Annotated in this window: 15 protein-coding genes; 5 read left to right on the forward strand and 10 right to left on the reverse strand. The window is 36.9% G+C overall.

The genetic code is table 11. The features are described from left to right. Nucleotides 1-717: 717 nt before the first annotated feature. The 3 genes from PVV63_RS00920 to infC all read right to left on the reverse strand — a co-directional run bounded on the left by PVV63_RS00920 (nucleotide 718) and on the right by infC (nucleotide 3,598). The gene (locus PVV63_RS00920) at nucleotides 718-2,484 is read right to left on the reverse strand and encodes an ABC transporter ATP-binding protein (RefSeq protein ID WP_273790216.1); all 1,767 of its coding nucleotides are present in this window, start codon (nucleotides 2,482-2,484) and stop codon (nucleotides 718-720) included. A gap of 64 nt (nucleotides 2,485-2,548) precedes the next feature. Continuing rightward, the gene (locus tag PVV63_RS00925; RefSeq protein ID WP_273790217.1) at nucleotides 2,549-2,734 is read right to left on the reverse strand and encodes a hypothetical protein; all 186 of its coding nucleotides are present in this window, start codon (nucleotides 2,732-2,734) and stop codon (nucleotides 2,549-2,551) included. Between the two features lie 345 nt (nucleotides 2,735-3,079). Further along, complete coding sequence (gene infC, locus PVV63_RS00930) at nucleotides 3,080-3,598, reverse strand: translation initiation factor IF-3 (RefSeq protein ID WP_273790218.1); 519 nt, start codon at nucleotides 3,596-3,598, stop codon at nucleotides 3,080-3,082. 195 nt (nucleotides 3,599-3,793) lie between these two features. On the opposite strand from infC, the gene PVV63_RS00935 reads away from it, so the two are divergent. The 3 genes from PVV63_RS00935 (at nucleotide 3,794) to dapE (ending at nucleotide 6,746) form a co-directional block, all read left to right on the forward strand. Then, nucleotides 3,794-4,573: a carboxylesterase gene (locus PVV63_RS00935; RefSeq protein ID WP_273790219.1), complete on the forward strand. Its 780-nt coding sequence runs from the start codon at nucleotides 3,794-3,796 to the stop codon at nucleotides 4,571-4,573. A gap of 31 nt (nucleotides 4,574-4,604) precedes the next feature. After that, a complete protein-coding gene (locus tag PVV63_RS00940; RefSeq protein ID WP_273790220.1) occupies nucleotides 4,605-5,351 on the forward strand; it encodes a M48 family metallopeptidase in 747 nt (248 codons plus the stop codon). Between the two features lie 222 nt (nucleotides 5,352-5,573). Beyond that, nucleotides 5,574-6,746 carry a succinyl-diaminopimelate desuccinylase gene (dapE, locus tag PVV63_RS00945; protein ID WP_273790221.1) on the forward strand — a complete coding sequence of 391 codons (1,173 nt, stop codon included), beginning with the start codon at nucleotides 5,574-5,576 and terminating at the stop codon, nucleotides 6,744-6,746. Between the two features lie 1,598 nt (nucleotides 6,747-8,344). Here the strand turns inward: dapE and hemW are convergent. Further along, nucleotides 8,345-9,544: a radical SAM family heme chaperone HemW gene (gene hemW / locus PVV63_RS00950; RefSeq protein ID WP_273790222.1), complete on the reverse strand. Its 1,200-nt coding sequence runs from the start codon at nucleotides 9,542-9,544 to the stop codon at nucleotides 8,345-8,347. Further along, entirely contained in the window at nucleotides 9,541-10,188 is a 648-nt protein-coding gene (gene rdgB / locus PVV63_RS00955) for an RdgB/HAM1 family non-canonical purine NTP pyrophosphatase (RefSeq protein ID WP_273790223.1), read from the reverse strand. The genes hemW and rdgB overlap by 4 nt, the downstream gene beginning before the upstream one ends. Nucleotides 10,189-10,691: 503 nt before the next feature. On the opposite strand from rdgB, the gene hrcA reads away from it, so the two are divergent. Further along, nucleotides 10,692-11,762: a heat-inducible transcriptional repressor HrcA gene (hrcA, locus tag PVV63_RS00960; protein WP_273790224.1), complete on the forward strand. Its 1,071-nt coding sequence runs from the start codon at nucleotides 10,692-10,694 to the stop codon at nucleotides 11,760-11,762. A 124-nt stretch (nucleotides 11,763-11,886) separates the two neighbouring features. Then, nucleotides 11,887-12,549 carry a nucleotide exchange factor GrpE gene (grpE, locus tag PVV63_RS00965; protein ID WP_273790225.1) on the forward strand — a complete coding sequence of 221 codons (663 nt, stop codon included), beginning with the start codon at nucleotides 11,887-11,889 and terminating at the stop codon, nucleotides 12,547-12,549. Between the two features lie 106 nt (nucleotides 12,550-12,655). Here the strand turns inward: grpE and thpR are convergent, their stop codons facing one another. From thpR to PVV63_RS00990, 5 genes are all read right to left on the reverse strand, one after another. Continuing rightward, entirely contained in the window at nucleotides 12,656-13,195 is a 540-nt protein-coding gene (gene thpR / locus PVV63_RS00970) for an RNA 2',3'-cyclic phosphodiesterase (RefSeq protein ID WP_273790226.1), read from the reverse strand. A gap of 625 nt (nucleotides 13,196-13,820) precedes the next feature. Continuing rightward, nucleotides 13,821-14,114: an HPr family phosphocarrier protein gene (locus PVV63_RS00975; protein WP_012754483.1), complete on the reverse strand. Its 294-nt coding sequence runs from the start codon at nucleotides 14,112-14,114 to the stop codon at nucleotides 13,821-13,823. Between the two features lie 10 nt (nucleotides 14,115-14,124). After that, nucleotides 14,125-14,526 carry a PTS sugar transporter subunit IIA gene (locus PVV63_RS00980; protein WP_273790227.1) on the reverse strand — a complete coding sequence of 134 codons (402 nt, stop codon included), beginning with the start codon at nucleotides 14,524-14,526 and terminating at the stop codon, nucleotides 14,125-14,127. Nucleotides 14,527-14,661: 135 nt separating this feature from the next. Beyond that, nucleotides 14,662-15,126: an HPr kinase/phosphatase C-terminal domain-containing protein gene (locus tag PVV63_RS00985; RefSeq protein ID WP_273790228.1), complete on the reverse strand. Its 465-nt coding sequence runs from the start codon at nucleotides 15,124-15,126 to the stop codon at nucleotides 14,662-14,664. A gap of 23 nt (nucleotides 15,127-15,149) precedes the next feature. Then, nucleotides 15,150-16,934 (reverse strand): sensor histidine kinase, encoded by a 1,785-nt coding sequence (locus PVV63_RS00990; RefSeq protein ID WP_273790229.1) that lies wholly within the window; start codon nucleotides 16,932-16,934, stop codon nucleotides 15,150-15,152. Nucleotides 16,935-16,959: the final 25 nt, after the last annotated feature.

Genomic DNA, 16,959 nt, shown 5'->3' on the forward strand with positions numbered 1-16,959 from the left:
AGAGAATTCATAAGATATCGATTTTATTGTCAAACGCATTTAAAGCAATATTTTTTAATAATAAAAATTACCTATTATTTTAGATTTTTGTTTATTGTGTCTTGAATGAGATCACTTTTCTTATAACGAATAGCTCCCCAAACAGAATACTCCAAAATATAACATTATTGTGTTGCAAGTTTATGTACTTGTTTTAAAGGAACATTTCTCAATGTGCGCTTGAGTCTATTTCATAAGATTGCTTGTGAAATGGTATAAAGTACCTCTTATGAATGGTATAAAATCTACACTACCGTTATTAATAAAGGTATAAGTATTTGCTAAAGCTATAAGCCGGCATTATCATTCTATTTTCCAGCTTTTTATGTTGCTGACAATCTTTTCACTTGAAAGTGTAGAGGTATTTTTATTGCTTATCTTAAGAGTTTTTATGCATATACCAATATCTCTTATGACGTACAACAAGCGCTTTTGATTGATTCATCATAAATATAAAGAAAATTTGCAATAAGCAAATTACATCTTATCTTTTGCATTCAACAAAACAACGAGTAAAGTTTTCATCTAAATCCAAGGATTTTATTTTCAATAAACCATAAATTCTTTACCAATTCTTGATTGAAGTAATGCTTTTTCTTGATAACAAGTCTTTTTTTATAAATGGAGCATTACCTTCTATCCATTTTTTATTTCAAATCTTATTTAAGGATCTAGAAATTAGGAGGTATGTTTTTTGAACTGGATATTATGAAGTTTTTTATAAAACCCATTTTCTTTTGCTAGCAATTCTTTTTGAGTACCTTGTTCAATTAGTTGTCCATTTTGTATGACCACAATTTTATGAGCACGAGCAATCGTTGAAAGGCGATGAGCAATAATGATCGTTGTGCGTCCTTTAGTAAGGTGGTGAATGGCTTCATTAATTTGTGCTTCTGTGTGTGAATCGAGCGCACTTGTTGCTTCATCAAGAATCAGAATTTCACTATCGTGAATCATTGCTCTAGCGATAGCGAGTCGTTGTTTTTGCCCCCCTGAAAGATTACAGCCATTATCACCTATCTGTGTATCATAACCATTTGGCAAACTCATAATAAAGTCATGAGCATTTGCTGCTTTTGCTGCTTCGATAATTTCGTCATCACTAGCCCCTTCTTTTCCAAGCCCGATATTATATTTAACAGTTCCTTGAAAGAGAAAAGTATCCTGTCCTACATAGGCCATCAGGTTTCTCAGAGAGCGAAATGTTGTGTAGCGAATGTCTTGATCATTAATCAATATGCGTCCTTTTGTGGGGTCATAGAGGCGCATAATAAGGTTGATAAGGGTTGATTTTCCCGAACCGGATGGTCCCACCAATGCTGTCATTTTTCCGGCTTCTATTTCTAGGTTGATGTCTTTCAATATCATTTTGTTATTAGTGTATGCAAAAGAAACATGTTCGAAACGAATAGTTCCTTGCGTTTTATTCAGATCTTTAGCTTCTTTATGTTCTACAACTGTAAGGGGACAATCGAGTATTTCAAACATCGTACGGATATTGACCAAGCCAGATTCAATTTTAACACGTACATTTGCTAGTCTTTTTGCGGGTTCATAAGCTAAAAGTAAAGCAACAATAAAGGACATAAATTCACCTTGAACACCTGCGCGTTGGGTTGCAAGATAACCGGAAAAACAAATAATACCTGCAATGGCAACACCCGTGAGTGTTTCCATAATTGGATTGGTAATAGCTTCGAGTGTTGCAATACTGTTTGTTTGTTTTTCAACATCACAAATGGCTTTGTCCATCCGTTTTTTCATGACTTCTTCTAGTGAAAAGGCCTTGATGATTCGAATACCAACAGCCGTTTCCTGTACGATTTTGATAATTTCACCAAGTGAAAGGAGCTCTTTTTCCATCAAGCTGCGAACGCGTTTTAAAGCCATTCGAACGCCTAAAAAAGCTAGTGGTCCTACGATTAAAGTAATGGAGATTAACACAAAGTTTTGAATGAACATGACAAGCAACAGACCACTAACGGAAAGCAAATCACGTACAAAAGTTGTGATAATAGTATCAATTATATTACGTACGGCTGTTGCATTATGAGTTACACGAACAAGAAGATCAGATGAAGTATTATTATGATAAAAAGAGACTCCTTGTTCCATAAGTCGTGCAAAAATTTTACGCTGTTGTTCAGCAATGATACTGTTGCCTGCTTTGTTTAGAAAGTAAGTTTGGAAAAAAGTTGCAACTCCTTTGAGAATAAAGATAAAAGCAATGAAGCTAGAAATCAAAACAATCATAGGAAAATTTTGTGCATCAATAATCTGATTAACAACATCCCGCATAATCCATGCACTGGTTGCTGTGGTACAAGAAATGATGATCATTGAGAAGATAGCCGCACTGTACCAACGCATATGTTTACGAAAATTTTCTCGTAAAAGGCGGATAATAAGATGTTTGTCGAAAGAGGAAATTTGTTTTTTAGCCATGAAGTGCTTCTATATTCTCTCATTATTTTATGCAAGATTGAAACACTCTTAATTAAAAAGCCCCTTAATCTTTTTTACAAAAATAGTCTTTTCTTTCAAGGCTCATCATATCAATTTCACGACGGCGAGAGTGAAGAATGTAGTGCAAAGTTTCTGTAAAAGGTATAACGAAAATTCGTTGTTCATCATTATTTTTAGTTTTCAATAAAAGATACCGGCGGGTTTCACTATTGTATTTACCAATTTCCATATTGTGATAGCCTTTGGCACTTGAAATGGCTCACAAAAAACATTTCTGCTTTTTTAATAATTTTTTATGTATCATCTCCATTTGTGATGTGTAAGCAAACAATTTCGCCGCATTGCATGATAAGAGTGCTTGAAATAAGAAGGCCTTACAATGTTTGAGCTTTCTCATTTAATATGCAAAATAACGAATTCTTCTTATAAATCGATCAAGCATTATTAAACTCTTAAAAGGCTTTATACACATTTATAAAACCTTAAAAGCACCACAAAAACTCTATGTGGTGCTTCTAAAAATACCATACGCTCATGCTGATGAGTTGCATGCGAATATTATTCCAATGCAAAACTATTTAGGTGCTATCACCATCATCATTTGCCGGCCTTCAAGCTTTGGCTCCAATTCGATTTTGGCAATTTCACTTGTATCTTCTTTCACACGCTGAAGAAGCTTTAATCCAAGATCTTGGTGAGCCATCTCACGACCACGAAAACGCAAAGTAATCTTTACTTTATCACCATGATCAATAAAGCGATGAACAGCCTTGAGCTTGACTCCATAATCATGGACATCAACATTTGGGCGCATCTTAATCTCTTTGATTTCGATGACTTTTTGCTTCTTACGTGTTTCAGCAGCTTTTTTTTGGGTTTGATATTTTAATTTTCCCAAATCGATGATTTTACATACGGGTGGCTCTGCATTTGGTACAATCTCAACCAAATCAAGTCCCGCATCTGCAGCCATAGCAAGAGCTTCTTGTATCGCAACAACTCCCTGATGTTGTCCCTCATCATTGATAAGCTGAACATGAGGTACCCGAATATCCTTATTTGAACGTGGTCCGTCTTTTTGGGTAGGTGTCATTTTAAACGGTTTACGAATGGTTTATGCTCCTTAAATTTTGATTCAACTACAGTTAATTTAATATACAATTATGCACCTAAAAACAACTATAATTCGTGTTATTTTCATTATTTGATTTATTACTTTTTGGAATGATTTAGATTATAAAAGTTTTCTCTTAATTTAAAGAAATTGTTTTATGGAGGATAAAGAATCATGGATCAACATATTCCTTGTCAGTTTTTTTCGTTTGAGAACACCACACTTGCAGTACGCTATCGCAAGGGGCGCCAATCTCCAGGTTTGGTTTGGCTTCCTGGCTATCAATCCGATATGTTGGGAAGTAAGGCAACGTTAGTTGATCAGTTTGCTCAGAAGAATGATTTGTCTTGTTTACGTTTTGATTATTCTGGACATGGAGAATCTGAAGGTGATTTTTTTCAAGGAACAATTTCGCGTTGGGTTAAGGAAAGTTTAGCGACTTTTGAAACCTATTGTGAGGGTCCACAAATTTTGATTGGTTCCTCTATGGGTGGGTGGATTGCACTAAGGCTTGCTATGATGCTAGCACAGAAAAATAAGAAGCTTGCTGGCATGATATTGATTGCTCCAGCGCCTGATTTTACACAAACATTGGTGGAACCAAAATTAGGCCCAGAAGAATGGAAGATTTTGGAAGAAAAAGGCTATATTGAACGACCTTCTGTTGATGATACAGAGCCAATGCCCTTTACAAAAACATTAATTGAAGATGGGCGCGAAAATTGTGTTATGAAAGGATGCATTGATGTTGGGTGTCCAGTCCATATTCTACAAGGGATGGAAGATGAAGATATTCCCTATCAGCATACATTGACTTTACTTGATCATTTACCTCTCCATGATGTAACGTTGACACTTGTTCGTGATGCTGATCATCGCTTTTCTCGTCCACAAGATTTAGATTGCCTTGAAACAGTATTGAGATCTTTTATTAATCAGATTAATGCAAAATAAGGGGTACATTTATTGATGAAGATAAAAATATATGAGCATTTCTAAACAGCATTTTATTTTTTCTGATCGCTCTGTACCTGTACGGGTGCGGGAAAATAAGTATGCACGCCGTCTTACCTTACGTATTGATGCCAGCAGTCAAGAGATTTGTGTAACAACACCACCAGCGATAAGTCTCTGTACGATTCAAAGTTTTATTGAAAAGCATCGATCTTGGATTGAGGCACGTCTTGCTCGTTTACAAATCTCTCATGAAAATGCTTATCTCAAAGAGGGGGCAATGATTCCTTTATTAGGTGTTTCCCATACCATAAAGCATAGAGAAGGGCGTGGGGTAACAGAAATCCTTACAGCAGATGCGGAGCAAGGACCTAAAATTATTGTTTATGGTCAATTAGAATATCTCCCAAGACGCATTGCTGACGTTTTGAAAAAACAAGCAGCACTTATTATAACACCTTTGGTGGCACATTATGCCCATAAAGTAGAGCGTAAAGTCAAATCAATTTGTTATAAAGATACGAGAAGTCGTTGGGGATCTTGTTCAATAGATAAGCGTCTTTCTTTTTCTTGGCGCCTTGTTATGGCACCAAAAGAAGTTGTGGAATATGTTGTTGCTCATGAGGTTGCTCATCTTGTTGAAATGAATCACGGACCAAGATTTTGGGCTCTTTGTGAAGAGCTATGTCCTGATAGTAAAACGTACCGTGCTTGGTTGAAGGAAAATGCCCATAGATTGCAAGCAATTAATTTTGATTCATATAATTTAGAGGCGTAAAAAACTTTCAAATGAAGGCAACATTTAACGGAACTTTTTGTTGAGTGTTTTGTTGTGTGTGTGCTTGCTCATGTATAATGAGGAAGCCATTGAAGCTCTCAGCACGATTGTTCTCCCCTGCTTGGTTTGCTGAGTGTCTTCAATGTTTTTTCTTTATCTTTTTTGTAATTCAGCGTAATAACCTTAAGTTCCGATGACTTATAAAAAATGGGAAGGGACCTTATGCCTGTTCTTACAGATCCACTTCAGCTACTAAAGAGACTTATCCGTTGTCCTTCTGTTACACCTCATGAAGCGGGGGCTTTATCAACTTTGGAACAATTTTTGAAAAAAATGGGATTTCACGTCGAGCGCCCTATTTTTACGGATAAAAATACAGATAATGTTGAAAATCTTTATGCAAAAATGGGAAATGAAGGACCCCATCTTATGTTTGCGGGTCATACAGATGTCGTACCACCAGGTGCATTGGAAGATTGGACTTATTCACCTTTTGAAGCTGTCATAGATCAGGGGAAATTATATGGGCGGGGTGCTGTTGATATGAAGGGCGGAATCGCTTGTTTTATTGCGGCGCTAGCGCGAGTTCTTGAGAAACGATCCATTAAAGGAATGGTAAGTTTTTTGATTACCGGTGATGAAGAGGGACCTGCTGTTAATGGTACCGTCAAACTTCTCAAATGGGCAGAAAAAAAAGGCGAAAAATGGACTGCGGCTCTTGTGGGGGAACCAACAAGTGTAAAGACTGTTGGGGATGTCATCAAAATCGGTCGCCGCGGATCGATTTCTGGTATCATTACCGTGAAAGGTCGCCAAGGTCATGTTGCTTTTCCAGAGCGGGCTGCTAATCCCTTGCCTTTGGCAAGTAAGCTTATTCAAGCATTGACACAAACTGCTTTAGATAAAGGGACAGAGAATTTTCAACCCAGTAATCTAGAGCTAACAAGCATCGATACTGGTAATTTAGCGGTCAATGTTATCCCAGCGCAGACAACAGTTCATTTTAATATACGCTACAATGATCTTTGGACAAAAGAAACACTGATGAAGGAAATTGAAAAGCGTCTTGCTTTGGTGCAATCAAAAAACAATGGTGACCAATATCCCTCTTATCAGCTTGAATGGATTCCAAGTTTAGGAGATGTTTTTTTGACCAAAAATGATAAACTCATTCAAACTTTATCCAATGCTATTAAAAGTGTAACAGGGAATATACCAGAATGTTCCACTTCTGGTGGTACTTCAGATGCGCGATTTATTAAGGATTATTGCCCAGTGATTGAATTTGGCTTACCAGGGCAAACGATGCATATGGTAGATGAGTGTGTGGCCCTTGATGCAGTGGAAACTCTTACTACTATTTATGAGCGTTTTATTATTGAATTTTTTGCATAAAGAAAAGATTTTTGGTTCAAAAATACCTTTATCTTGTTGAGCTATAAGATATTGACATTTAAGGTGTGGTGATATGAGTCTCGTAAGACTTAATATATTAAGTGGTTTTAGAGTAAGTGATGAATATTCTTAAGTTGGGATTCTTGCCTGTAGAGTTTTTAGTTAAGTGAATTACATAATTGGAAAGCCAAGAGAGACCTGCTTGAAGAAGTAGAACTGTTTAGACCATATTGGATTGAAAATATTCGTTCTTTAAAGTGTAGAAAGGAAGTCACACGCAATCATATATGGAAAACAATGAATATTATATCATCATTGTGTGATGACAGGTTGAAGCCATAAAGATACACAAAAACATGCTGCTATTGTCAAAAGTCCGTACAACATAAATGCGCTCATTCACAGCTCATGTTTTGATATGTTTTCTGCACTCTCATAAAAGGTACTTCTTGTTCCAATTAGACTCTCTTAGAATAAAGCCTATAGGAAAAGCGCTTTAAGTTTGTTTTATTTCATATATTTTGCCATGCTTTTTTTGTCCCCAAGAACTTCCGTTGCAAAATCATTACGAGATAGAAGGTGAGCTTATTTAATCAGCTTGAATCTTGGTTATGATAAAGATACACAGAATTTTTTGTAGCAGCACGTTGACTTCTTGAGCCAAGGATTGTCCTAGTATTATTCTCAATTTTTTAATAAAATAACCTTAAAGGACGCGTACAGATACTCATAAGTATTATGCATACAAGTAAGATCATATGGGATTAACATCGTTTCGCTCGCTAACAAAGCAATCTCGATTCATATCTGGTATATTTGCTATTTGAGTGCATTATTTGTTTAATAAAGCTCGTGATTTTGCTGTGACCTATAAATCAATACCAATCATACAGCCGCGTATCTCAAATAAATATTGGTTCAGTACTTTTTGCGATAACCGCTTTTACATGCCAGAATAGGATAAAAGTATTGCGTATATCTATTTTTTATAATCTCTGAAACAGACATACAATCTCATTGAGGAAAAATATAAAGGTATAAAGGTGAAAATCAGCGTGCTTTTTTACTTTCTTTTTTATTCGGCTTTACGGTTTTCAAAAGTAAATAGAGTAAGATCTTTTTACATAATCAAAAATTGATGCATGGTTTCATGCTTATTTCTATGGTTCTTTTAATGGTGCCACGATTTCATAAAGAAAAAATACATTATCGTGTTATGCATTCACGTATTTGTTTTAGAGGAATTTTCTCAATGTTTGTCACATTTGTGCTACTACGGTGCTTATGAATGTTGTAATATAAAATCTATAATGCCTCCCCATCTTTATGTTTATGAAAAATAAAGTTAGAGCACCATACACTTTCTAGCTCAAAATATTGCAATAGATTTTAGCACTTAAGAGTGTTCATAAGAGGCCTTTTTACTCCTTTTTTATAGTTTTTATCTACATGCTTCTCTATTTTTAAGGTGTAAGAAAACGGCGATAACTAACTTGCTATAAATAGTTTTGAAATGAGAGAATCTCACAATATTCTAATCTCACCTTGCTATGAAAAATGATAATTATGATTAAAATAAGTATGTTGTTATAAAAACTTTAATTTGCGAGTTGGCTGATGATGTGATCAAGAACAATACGTCCTTTGGTTGTTGCTTTTAAGCGTTGGTTATCCACCATTTCTATCAATTCTTGGTGTTGTAAATCGATCAGTTTTTCCATTGGGATACGTTTAGGGCTTAAGGTTTCATAGCGTATAAGTTCTAAGCCTTCGCAAAGGCGTAATCCCATAAGGAGCATTTCATTTGCCTGTTGTTCAGTGGTTAAATGTTCCGTTTCAATACAGCCATGTCCTGTTGTTTCTACCAAATTAAGCCACTGTTCGGGATGCTTTTCATTTATTGTGACATAACGTTCGCGGTTTTCAAGGTGTGATGACAATGTTTTTGAACAGAAAGAGGAATGATTCGATGCGTGCTCAATGAAACGTCCATGTGCTCCTGGACCAAAGCCTGCATATTGGTGATAACGCCAATAAAGAAGATTGTGTGCTGATTCGGCACCGGGCATTGCGTGGTTTGAGATTTCATAGGCAGGAAGTCCATGTAGTGTCGTTATTTCTTGAGTAAGATGATACAGATCTGCTGCTAGCTCTGATGGGGGAAGGATAAGTCTTCCTGCATCATGAAGCCGTTTAAAGGCAGTTCCTTCTTCGATCGTCAATTGATAAAGAGAAAGATGGTCCGCTGCTAAATCAATTGCTTGTACAAGTTCAGATTTCCATTGTTCAAGGGTTTGTTCGGGGCGGGCATAAATGAGATCAAAAGATAAACGTGGAAAAATTTGCCGTGCTAAAGCAATGGCACAAAGAGCTTGTTCCACATTATGGAGTCGGCCAAGTTTGCGCAATGCTTTATCATTGAGCGCTTGTATCCCTAGAGATAAGCGATTAACACCTGCCGCACGGTATCCACGAAAGCGCTCTGCTTCCACACTGGATGGATTAGCTTCTAATGTAATTTCAACTTTATCATCGACTACCCATTTTTTTGCAAGTGCTTGCAATAGGGCATCGACAGTTTGCGGCTCCATAAGGGAAGGGGTTCCTCCACCAATAAAAATACTTGTAATATGGCGTGGGCCTATTTTGTGGTATTGTGTTTCTATTTCGCGCTTAAAGGCGGTGACAAAACGTGGTTGATCAACACCATGGATGCGAACATGCGAATTAAAGTCACAATAAGGACATTTAGCTGCACAAAAGGGCCAATGAATGTAAATGCCAAAAGGTTCTTTCATGAGAATGCTAAAAGGTTTTCTGCCAAAAGTTTGAAAGCACGTGCGCGATGTGAAAGAGGGGGAATATCATTACGTTTCCAGTTGTGTTTTTGCTCTGTTGACATTTCTCCAAAGGTATTTTCACATCCATCGGGTAAAAAAATAGGATCAAAACCAAAGCCTTTATCTCCCCGTGGAGGCCAAATGAACGTTCCTTCAACGCATCCACGGAAGTAATCTGCATGAGCATCAGGCCATGCAATGCAAATGACGGATATAAAACGGCATTTCCGTTGACTTTTTTCTCGTGCTCCGACTTTTTGGAGTTCATTTTCTATTTTTTTCATAGCTTTTGGAAAATTACGTGTACCATCGGCTTGAATTGCCCAATCAGCGGTATAAACGCCTGGCGCACCCTCCAATGCATCTACCTCTAAGCCTGAATCATCAGATAGGGCAGGAAGTCCTGTTTTTTTTGCTGCTGAAAAAGCTTTAATATAAGCATTTTCTTCAAATGTTTTTCCCGTTTCTTTTGGTTCTGGCAAGCCCAGTTCTTTTGCCGATTGTATTATTAAACCGAAAGGCGTAATTAAAGTAGTGATTTCATGCAATTTTCCGGTGTTATGTGTAGCAATGACAAGTTTTTTATCTGCTATGCTTCTCATATAGATTTCTCCAAAAATGAAAGGGGAATTATTTTTGTGCTAAAAACCGACTTTAATGCTCATACACACACATTTTACATGATATGATTATTTTACACGTTTAATGATATTTTATTCCAATAAAATTTTTTATCTTGTATGAAGATAACCTTGCAAAGATATGAAAGACATCTCTTTATTTATATAGCATTTTTATGGTAAATTTCCAATTTCCTGCTTGCTCTAAAGGGTGAAATTTTCTATCTACAGCGGTTTTTAATCAATCTAGATTCTCTTGATAAGTCCCTACAGCAGACCACTTTACAGATCAACTCTTATCTTAAATATTTCTCACACACTCTAACAAAAAATATTTCCTGCGTAATTTATCAAGCATCACTCTGAAAGGTAGCATTTTACAGCTCAATAGGATAATATATTTTTATACTACTTAGACTATTTGACCAAACCTTGACAAAACTTATATAAGAGATGAGGATTTTAAAAGTAGTGAAACAATTGTGATGAAGCACAAAACTATTGATAATGAACTAAAATATCTTGATGAACGTTCGCGTGATATTTTTCGCCATATTGTTGAAGCTTATCTTAATGATGGTGAACCTGTAGGGTCACGTAATCTTTCGCGGCTTTTACAACAGACATTATCGCCTGCGACGATTCGCAATGTGATGAGTGATCTTGAACATCTCGGTTTGATTTATGCACCACATGTTTCTGCGGGTCGAATGCCGACACAATCAGGTTTACGCTTTTTTGTTGATGCATTTATGGAAGCGGGTGATTTGCCAAACGAAGAGCGAGAAAATATTGAAATGCAAGTCAAAGAGGCTGGTCATGCACAATCGGTTGAACATTTTCTTGTTCAAGCAAGCCGAGTTCTTTCAGATCTTTCACGTGGGGCAGGGCTTGTTTTAGCAACAAAACAAGAAGGAACATTGAAACATATTGAATTTGTACGCCTTGATAGGGAGCACGCTCTTGCCGTTTTGGTGACTCAACAAGGTGAAGTTGAAAATCGTATTGTTCATTTACCAGAAGGGGTTACCCATGCACAATTGACGGAAGCAACGAATTTTCTCAATGCCCATATTCAAGGGCGTACATTGAGTGAAGCTAAAGGGGAAATTGCCCGCTTATGCGCAGAAACAAGGGCCGCACTTGATGATTTATCACATCATCTTGTTGAAACGGGATTAGCTCTTTGGGGAGGAGAAGATGCTGATCATAAAATACACCTCATTGTTCGCGGGCGTAGCAATTTACTTGAAGATGTAAAAGCAGAAGAAGATTTAGAACGGTTACGCCATTTGTTTGATGATCTTGAAACGCGCGAGAGTATGGCACAGCTTCTCGATTTAACGGATGAAGGTTCTGGGGTTAGAATTTTTATTGGTTCAGAAAATAAGTTATTTTCTCTTTCTGGTTCTTCTTTAGTTGTAGCACCTTATCGAGATTCACAACAAAGAGTCATTGGTGCTTTAGGTGTTATTGGTCCTACACGGCTTAATTATGCAAGGATTGTGCCCATGGTTGATTATACAGCTCAACTTGTGTCACAGTTATTGCGTTAAAACGATGCAAGTAAGTATTTGTACTATAAAAGCTCATTGTATTATATACATCGCTACCCCTTGATTTTTGTCTGTAGAATTTCGATATCGAGAATAACGAATCTTATGAAGGAATAAAATTTTTATGTCTGATGAAAAAAACAAATTTACTGACGCTTCATTTGAAAATTGTGATTTAAAAAATCCAGCTGATCGTAATACACTTAAACAGGCAGCCGATGAATTTTTAAAAACACATAAAACAGAGGAACACGAAGTCATTGAAACAGAAAGCAATGAGGTTAGTGATCTTTTAGCGTCTTTGCAGGATGAAAATAAAGAACTGAAAGATCAGCTTTTACGTCTTGTTGCAGATATGGAAAATCTTCGACGCCGTACTATGCGAGATGTGGCGGATGCAAAGGCTTATTCCATTGCTAATTTTGCACGGGATATGTTATCGGTTTCTGACAATCTCAATCGTGCTTTGGAAGCTATTCCAGAAGGTGCACGGGAGAGTGATGCTGGTTTGAAATCATTGGCAGAAGGCGTTGAAATGACTGAACGTGCCATGATGGCAGCATTAGAACGTCATGGGGTGCAAAAAATTCATCCAGAGGGGCAAAAATTTGATCCTCACTTTCATCAAGCGATGTTTGAAATTCCCAATGCTGATGTTCCAGATAATACTGTTCAACAAGTGGTTCAGGCAGGTTATATTATCGGGGAAAGGGTGTTACGTCCAGCTATAGTGGGTGTAGCTAAAGGAGGAGCAAAAGAAGCTTCTGTTGAAGCTGATTCGACTTAAAATACATCAATAACAAACCTCTATCGTAAAATGCAGTATTCCCTGCAGTTTCATATATATAGGGTCTTTTCTCAAAGAGTTTTTAAAGGGTGTGACAAACACCCTTTTATTTTTGAAGTGGCCAATTTCCTTTTACAATATAGGGAGCCTTATTTAAGGGAGAGGCCGATAACAATAAAACAAAATGATCAACTTCAAAAGGAGGGACAAAAAAATCATTTTGAAAAGATAGATAAGAAGAAAGATCTTTAAGATTAATATCAAATATTCGTGCAAGAGTGATATGCGGAATAAACAGTCTTTCATCAGGCTTTAACTCTAATTTATTCCGAATATATTGCATCTTTTCATGTAAAAGAGTAAGCTTTGCACAAGGTTCAATGCGAACCACAAGAGAATGGGGAGCATTTTCTGAACCAAAAACTTCAAAACCCTTTATCTGTAGCGTAAAAGAAGGAAGTTCTATAGTGTTAAAGGTATGCATAATTTCATCTGCTGTAGAACTTTCAACTTCGCCAAAAAAAGATAAGGTGACATGAAAATTTTGCGGGTTGATCCATTGCGCTTTTGGTAAGCCATTTTGCAATGATACGAGGGCTTTTGTTGTTTGTTGAGGAATCTGGAGAGCACTAAATAGACGACCCATGATATTATCTCCTTATAATGAAAGATGCTATCCCAAGCGCAATATAGATAATAAGGGCGGGGCACGTACCACATAAAACAAGGCAATAGTATAGAAAAAGAATGTCTAAAAAATGCTTACTATAATTATGAGCGTACAAAGCTTATTCGTTTTAAGAAAATGGTTATGACATTGATAAGAATTGCATTTTCATGATCTGTATCACAATGATGTGCAATGGAAGATTACTTGTGTATTATAAAGGCTACAAAGTTAGCAGAAAATAAGAAAAGTTGATAGATTGTTGATGTGCGAAATTATTTTGACATTTATCTTTAGCCTAAAATAAAGCATATTCTAATACAAGGTGAAGAGTTCTCTTTTCTGTAAAGATTTAATTATATGATTAAGTCGGGGAATAGCCATAATACGCAAAACTATTCAAATTGGTCAAATAATGTTAGGAAAGGAAGAAAAAAACCAGCATAACAAAATTACTATAAGCTTTTACATTTATGATAATTATACCAATCCATAATGGATATGAATATTGGTATAAAAGCGGGAAGAGAAATTAAAATTCAAAATAATGATGGAAAGTTCCTATTTTCTAAGAATTATCATCCTTGTTTATGATGAAAAAGCACTAGTTTTCCTCTCCAAAGTTGTTATTGATGAGCTTTTCAAGAGCATTAAGAGCATCTGTTGCTTCTGGTCCTGAAACACGAATGGTGAGGTTGCAACCGGATGAAGCCGCTAGCATCATAAGTCCCATAATTGATGATCCGCCAACAATTTTTCCATCTTTTTCAACTTCAACAGTAACATTAAAATTGTCAACAGTTTGTACAAATTTTGCAGAAGCACGTGCATGTAACCCACGTTTATTACAGATATTGAAATGACGACTTATACACGGGAGGGTATCTTTGGAAAACATTGGTATTTTATTATCCGCTAATCATACTTGGTACATTAATATATTTACGCCCTGCTTCTTGTGCTATTCTTAACGCGTCTGATAATGAAATATCCGGACATTTGCGAATAGAAATCAGTTTAATAAGCATGGGCAAATTAACACCCGCAATCATTTCAACGCGTCCTTTTTCAATAGCAGGAATAGCTATATTTGATGGTGTTCCACCGAACACATCTGTTAATATGATGACGCCATGATCCGTATCTGTATCGGTTACTGCGGCTATAATATCACCTCGGCGCTGATCTATATCGTCATCGGGATAAACGCATATTGTTGCGAACTTTTCTTGTACTCCAACAACATGTTCCACGGCATGTAAAAATTCGACAGCCAGCTCACCGTGCGTTACAAGCACGAGTCCAATCATTTACGCAAACTCCTGTTAACTAATAAGACCCAACCATATTGGTGGGAAAGACATTGTACAAGGCTTTATCTTGCTGCCAAGAAAAATTTGCAAAAAAAAGGCAAAAATTGTGATTTTTTTATCTTTAGAAAAAAATTAGACAGATTTTTGCCATATTTTTTTAAACAAAAATGCTTCAATAGCTTGACAAATGGCGGTACAATCGGCTTCACGAAGAGAGGGAAGTTTTAAAAGAGGAATGTGCAAATTTTCAAATTGAAAAGTTTTATTTGTGGAAAAACGTTCATATTCCGGACCGAGAAAAATAACACAATCGATAATTGTGTGCTTTTCAAATTCTATCATATAAAGACCAACGCCACGAATCTCGATGCCGCCCTCTAAATTATCGGGAGTGTATCCGTGAAGCTTTCCATTTTCCGCACGCAACATTGTATAATCATCACTGATAAGCTTCGCTTCACGTTTTGACCACTCAGCGCGGTCAAGCAAAGAAAGGGTGAGGGTTGATTTTCCTGATCCCGATGGACCTATAATTAACAGCCCCTTGCCGCCTAGTTGAAGGCAATTTGCGTGGAGTATTTCACATTTTGTTTTCATGTCTTTTACTTTGGATAAAAGATTTATTTAGCAAGCGGAAGCATAATAGTAAAACGTGCACCAGTTTTACACTTCCCAAGTGTAGGATCAATAATATTTTCGGCTGTAATTGTCCCATTATGAGCTTCGATGATTTGCCGACTAATAGAAAGGCCAAGTCCAGAGTTTTGCCCAAAAGCATCTTCATTTGGTCGATCTGTATAAAAACGTTCAAAAATGCGTTCAATATTTTCTGAACGAATACCTGGGCCATTATCTTCAATGGTTAAAATAAGGGTTGAAGCATGACTTTTCATAGTAATGCAAATTTTGCCACGATTCCGAGGAATAAAAGAACGCGCATTTTCAAGAAGATTTGAAATCACTTGTCCTAAACGGAGTTCGTGTCCCAATACAAGATAGGCTTTTCCATGAGGACGTGGGACAATATTAAGGCTTATATCAATGGTTTGCGTATTACGATACACTTCCTGAACAGCATGAACAAGACTTTCCAAAAGCGGTGTCATATCAACAATCTCTGCGGTTTCTCGTGCAAGCTCTGCATCGAGCCGTGATGCATCAGAAATATCTGTAATCAACCGATCAAGGCGGCGCACATCATGTTGAATAATTTCAAGCAATTTCTCTTGTGCTTCTTCATTTTTAGCCAGAGGGAGCGTTTCAACAGCACTGCGTAGAGAGGTGAGAGGATTTTTTAATTCGTGGCTTACATCAGCAGCAAAGCGTTCAATGGCTTCAATACGCATATAAAGGGCATTGGTCATATCACGAATAGAAGTTGAAAGGTGACCAATTTCATCTTCACGCATTGAAAAATCAGGAATTTCTACACGCTGATTATTGCCATTACGCACTCGATTAGCCGAGGCAGATAATTTACTTAATGGATGGGCAATCGTATGGGCCAAAAAGAGAGAAAGAACCAAAAGTACGCTACCTACAACGGCAAAAACTTTGAAGATAACCAGTCTTTCGCCTTTTACAATGTTATCAATATCGGAACCAGTGGTTGAAAGAAGAAGAGCTCCAACCACTGCGCGATAGCGTTGAACAGGAACGGCAACAGAAACAATTAATTGCCCTTGTCTGTTGCGTCTTTTTGCCGTAGCAAGAGATCCGTTTAATGCGCGGTACACTTCTGGATAAGCAATACCACTGGTTTTTGTTTGTTCTCTGTCAAGAGCAATACCTTTACCATAAAATGCGCTTGAATACCATGAAGTAAGGCGATCCCACATGTTTTGTTCTGTTTTAAGTGGGGGTAAATCATAACTAAAAACTTCTCCACTAGAATAAAGAACGCGCGAATCAAGAAGGAGAGTAGCATCACGATCATAGATACGTGCTCTTGTCGTTTTAGGTGTGATGAGACGCCGTAAAAGAGGGGCAACTTGCTCAGGGTTAATAGGAAAATCCCAAGAATCGGTTGATTGAGGGGCTGGTGTAACGCTTTCACCAGTCTGTAACTCTAAGAGTTTTTGGGGATCAATGAGGATAGAATTTGTATCTACTGTTGCAGAAGCAGCAATAGCCCCAGCAATAATTTTTCCTTGGGTACATAAACTTTTAATTTTTGCTTCAATTAAACCATCGCGAAATTGGTTAAGGTATAAAATGCCTGTAACTAAAACGGCAAGGGCAGCAATGTTTAATATAACAATGCGACGTGTAAGGCTGGAAAAAAGCAATTGTCTAAAGAGACGTTGTATTCGAAGATGCAAACGAGAAAACATAAGAAATGGCGTTGAGGATGTACCATTAACGGTTGTTTTTTGTAAAGTTTCCAGTTGAGAATTGTCTGTCATCGATTTGATTGCCGTTCAAATTTTT

The sequence above is a fragment of the Bartonella sp. CM31XJBT genome (genome assembly GCF_028618555.1).
GTDB lineage: Bacteria > Pseudomonadota > Alphaproteobacteria > Rhizobiales > Rhizobiaceae > Bartonella.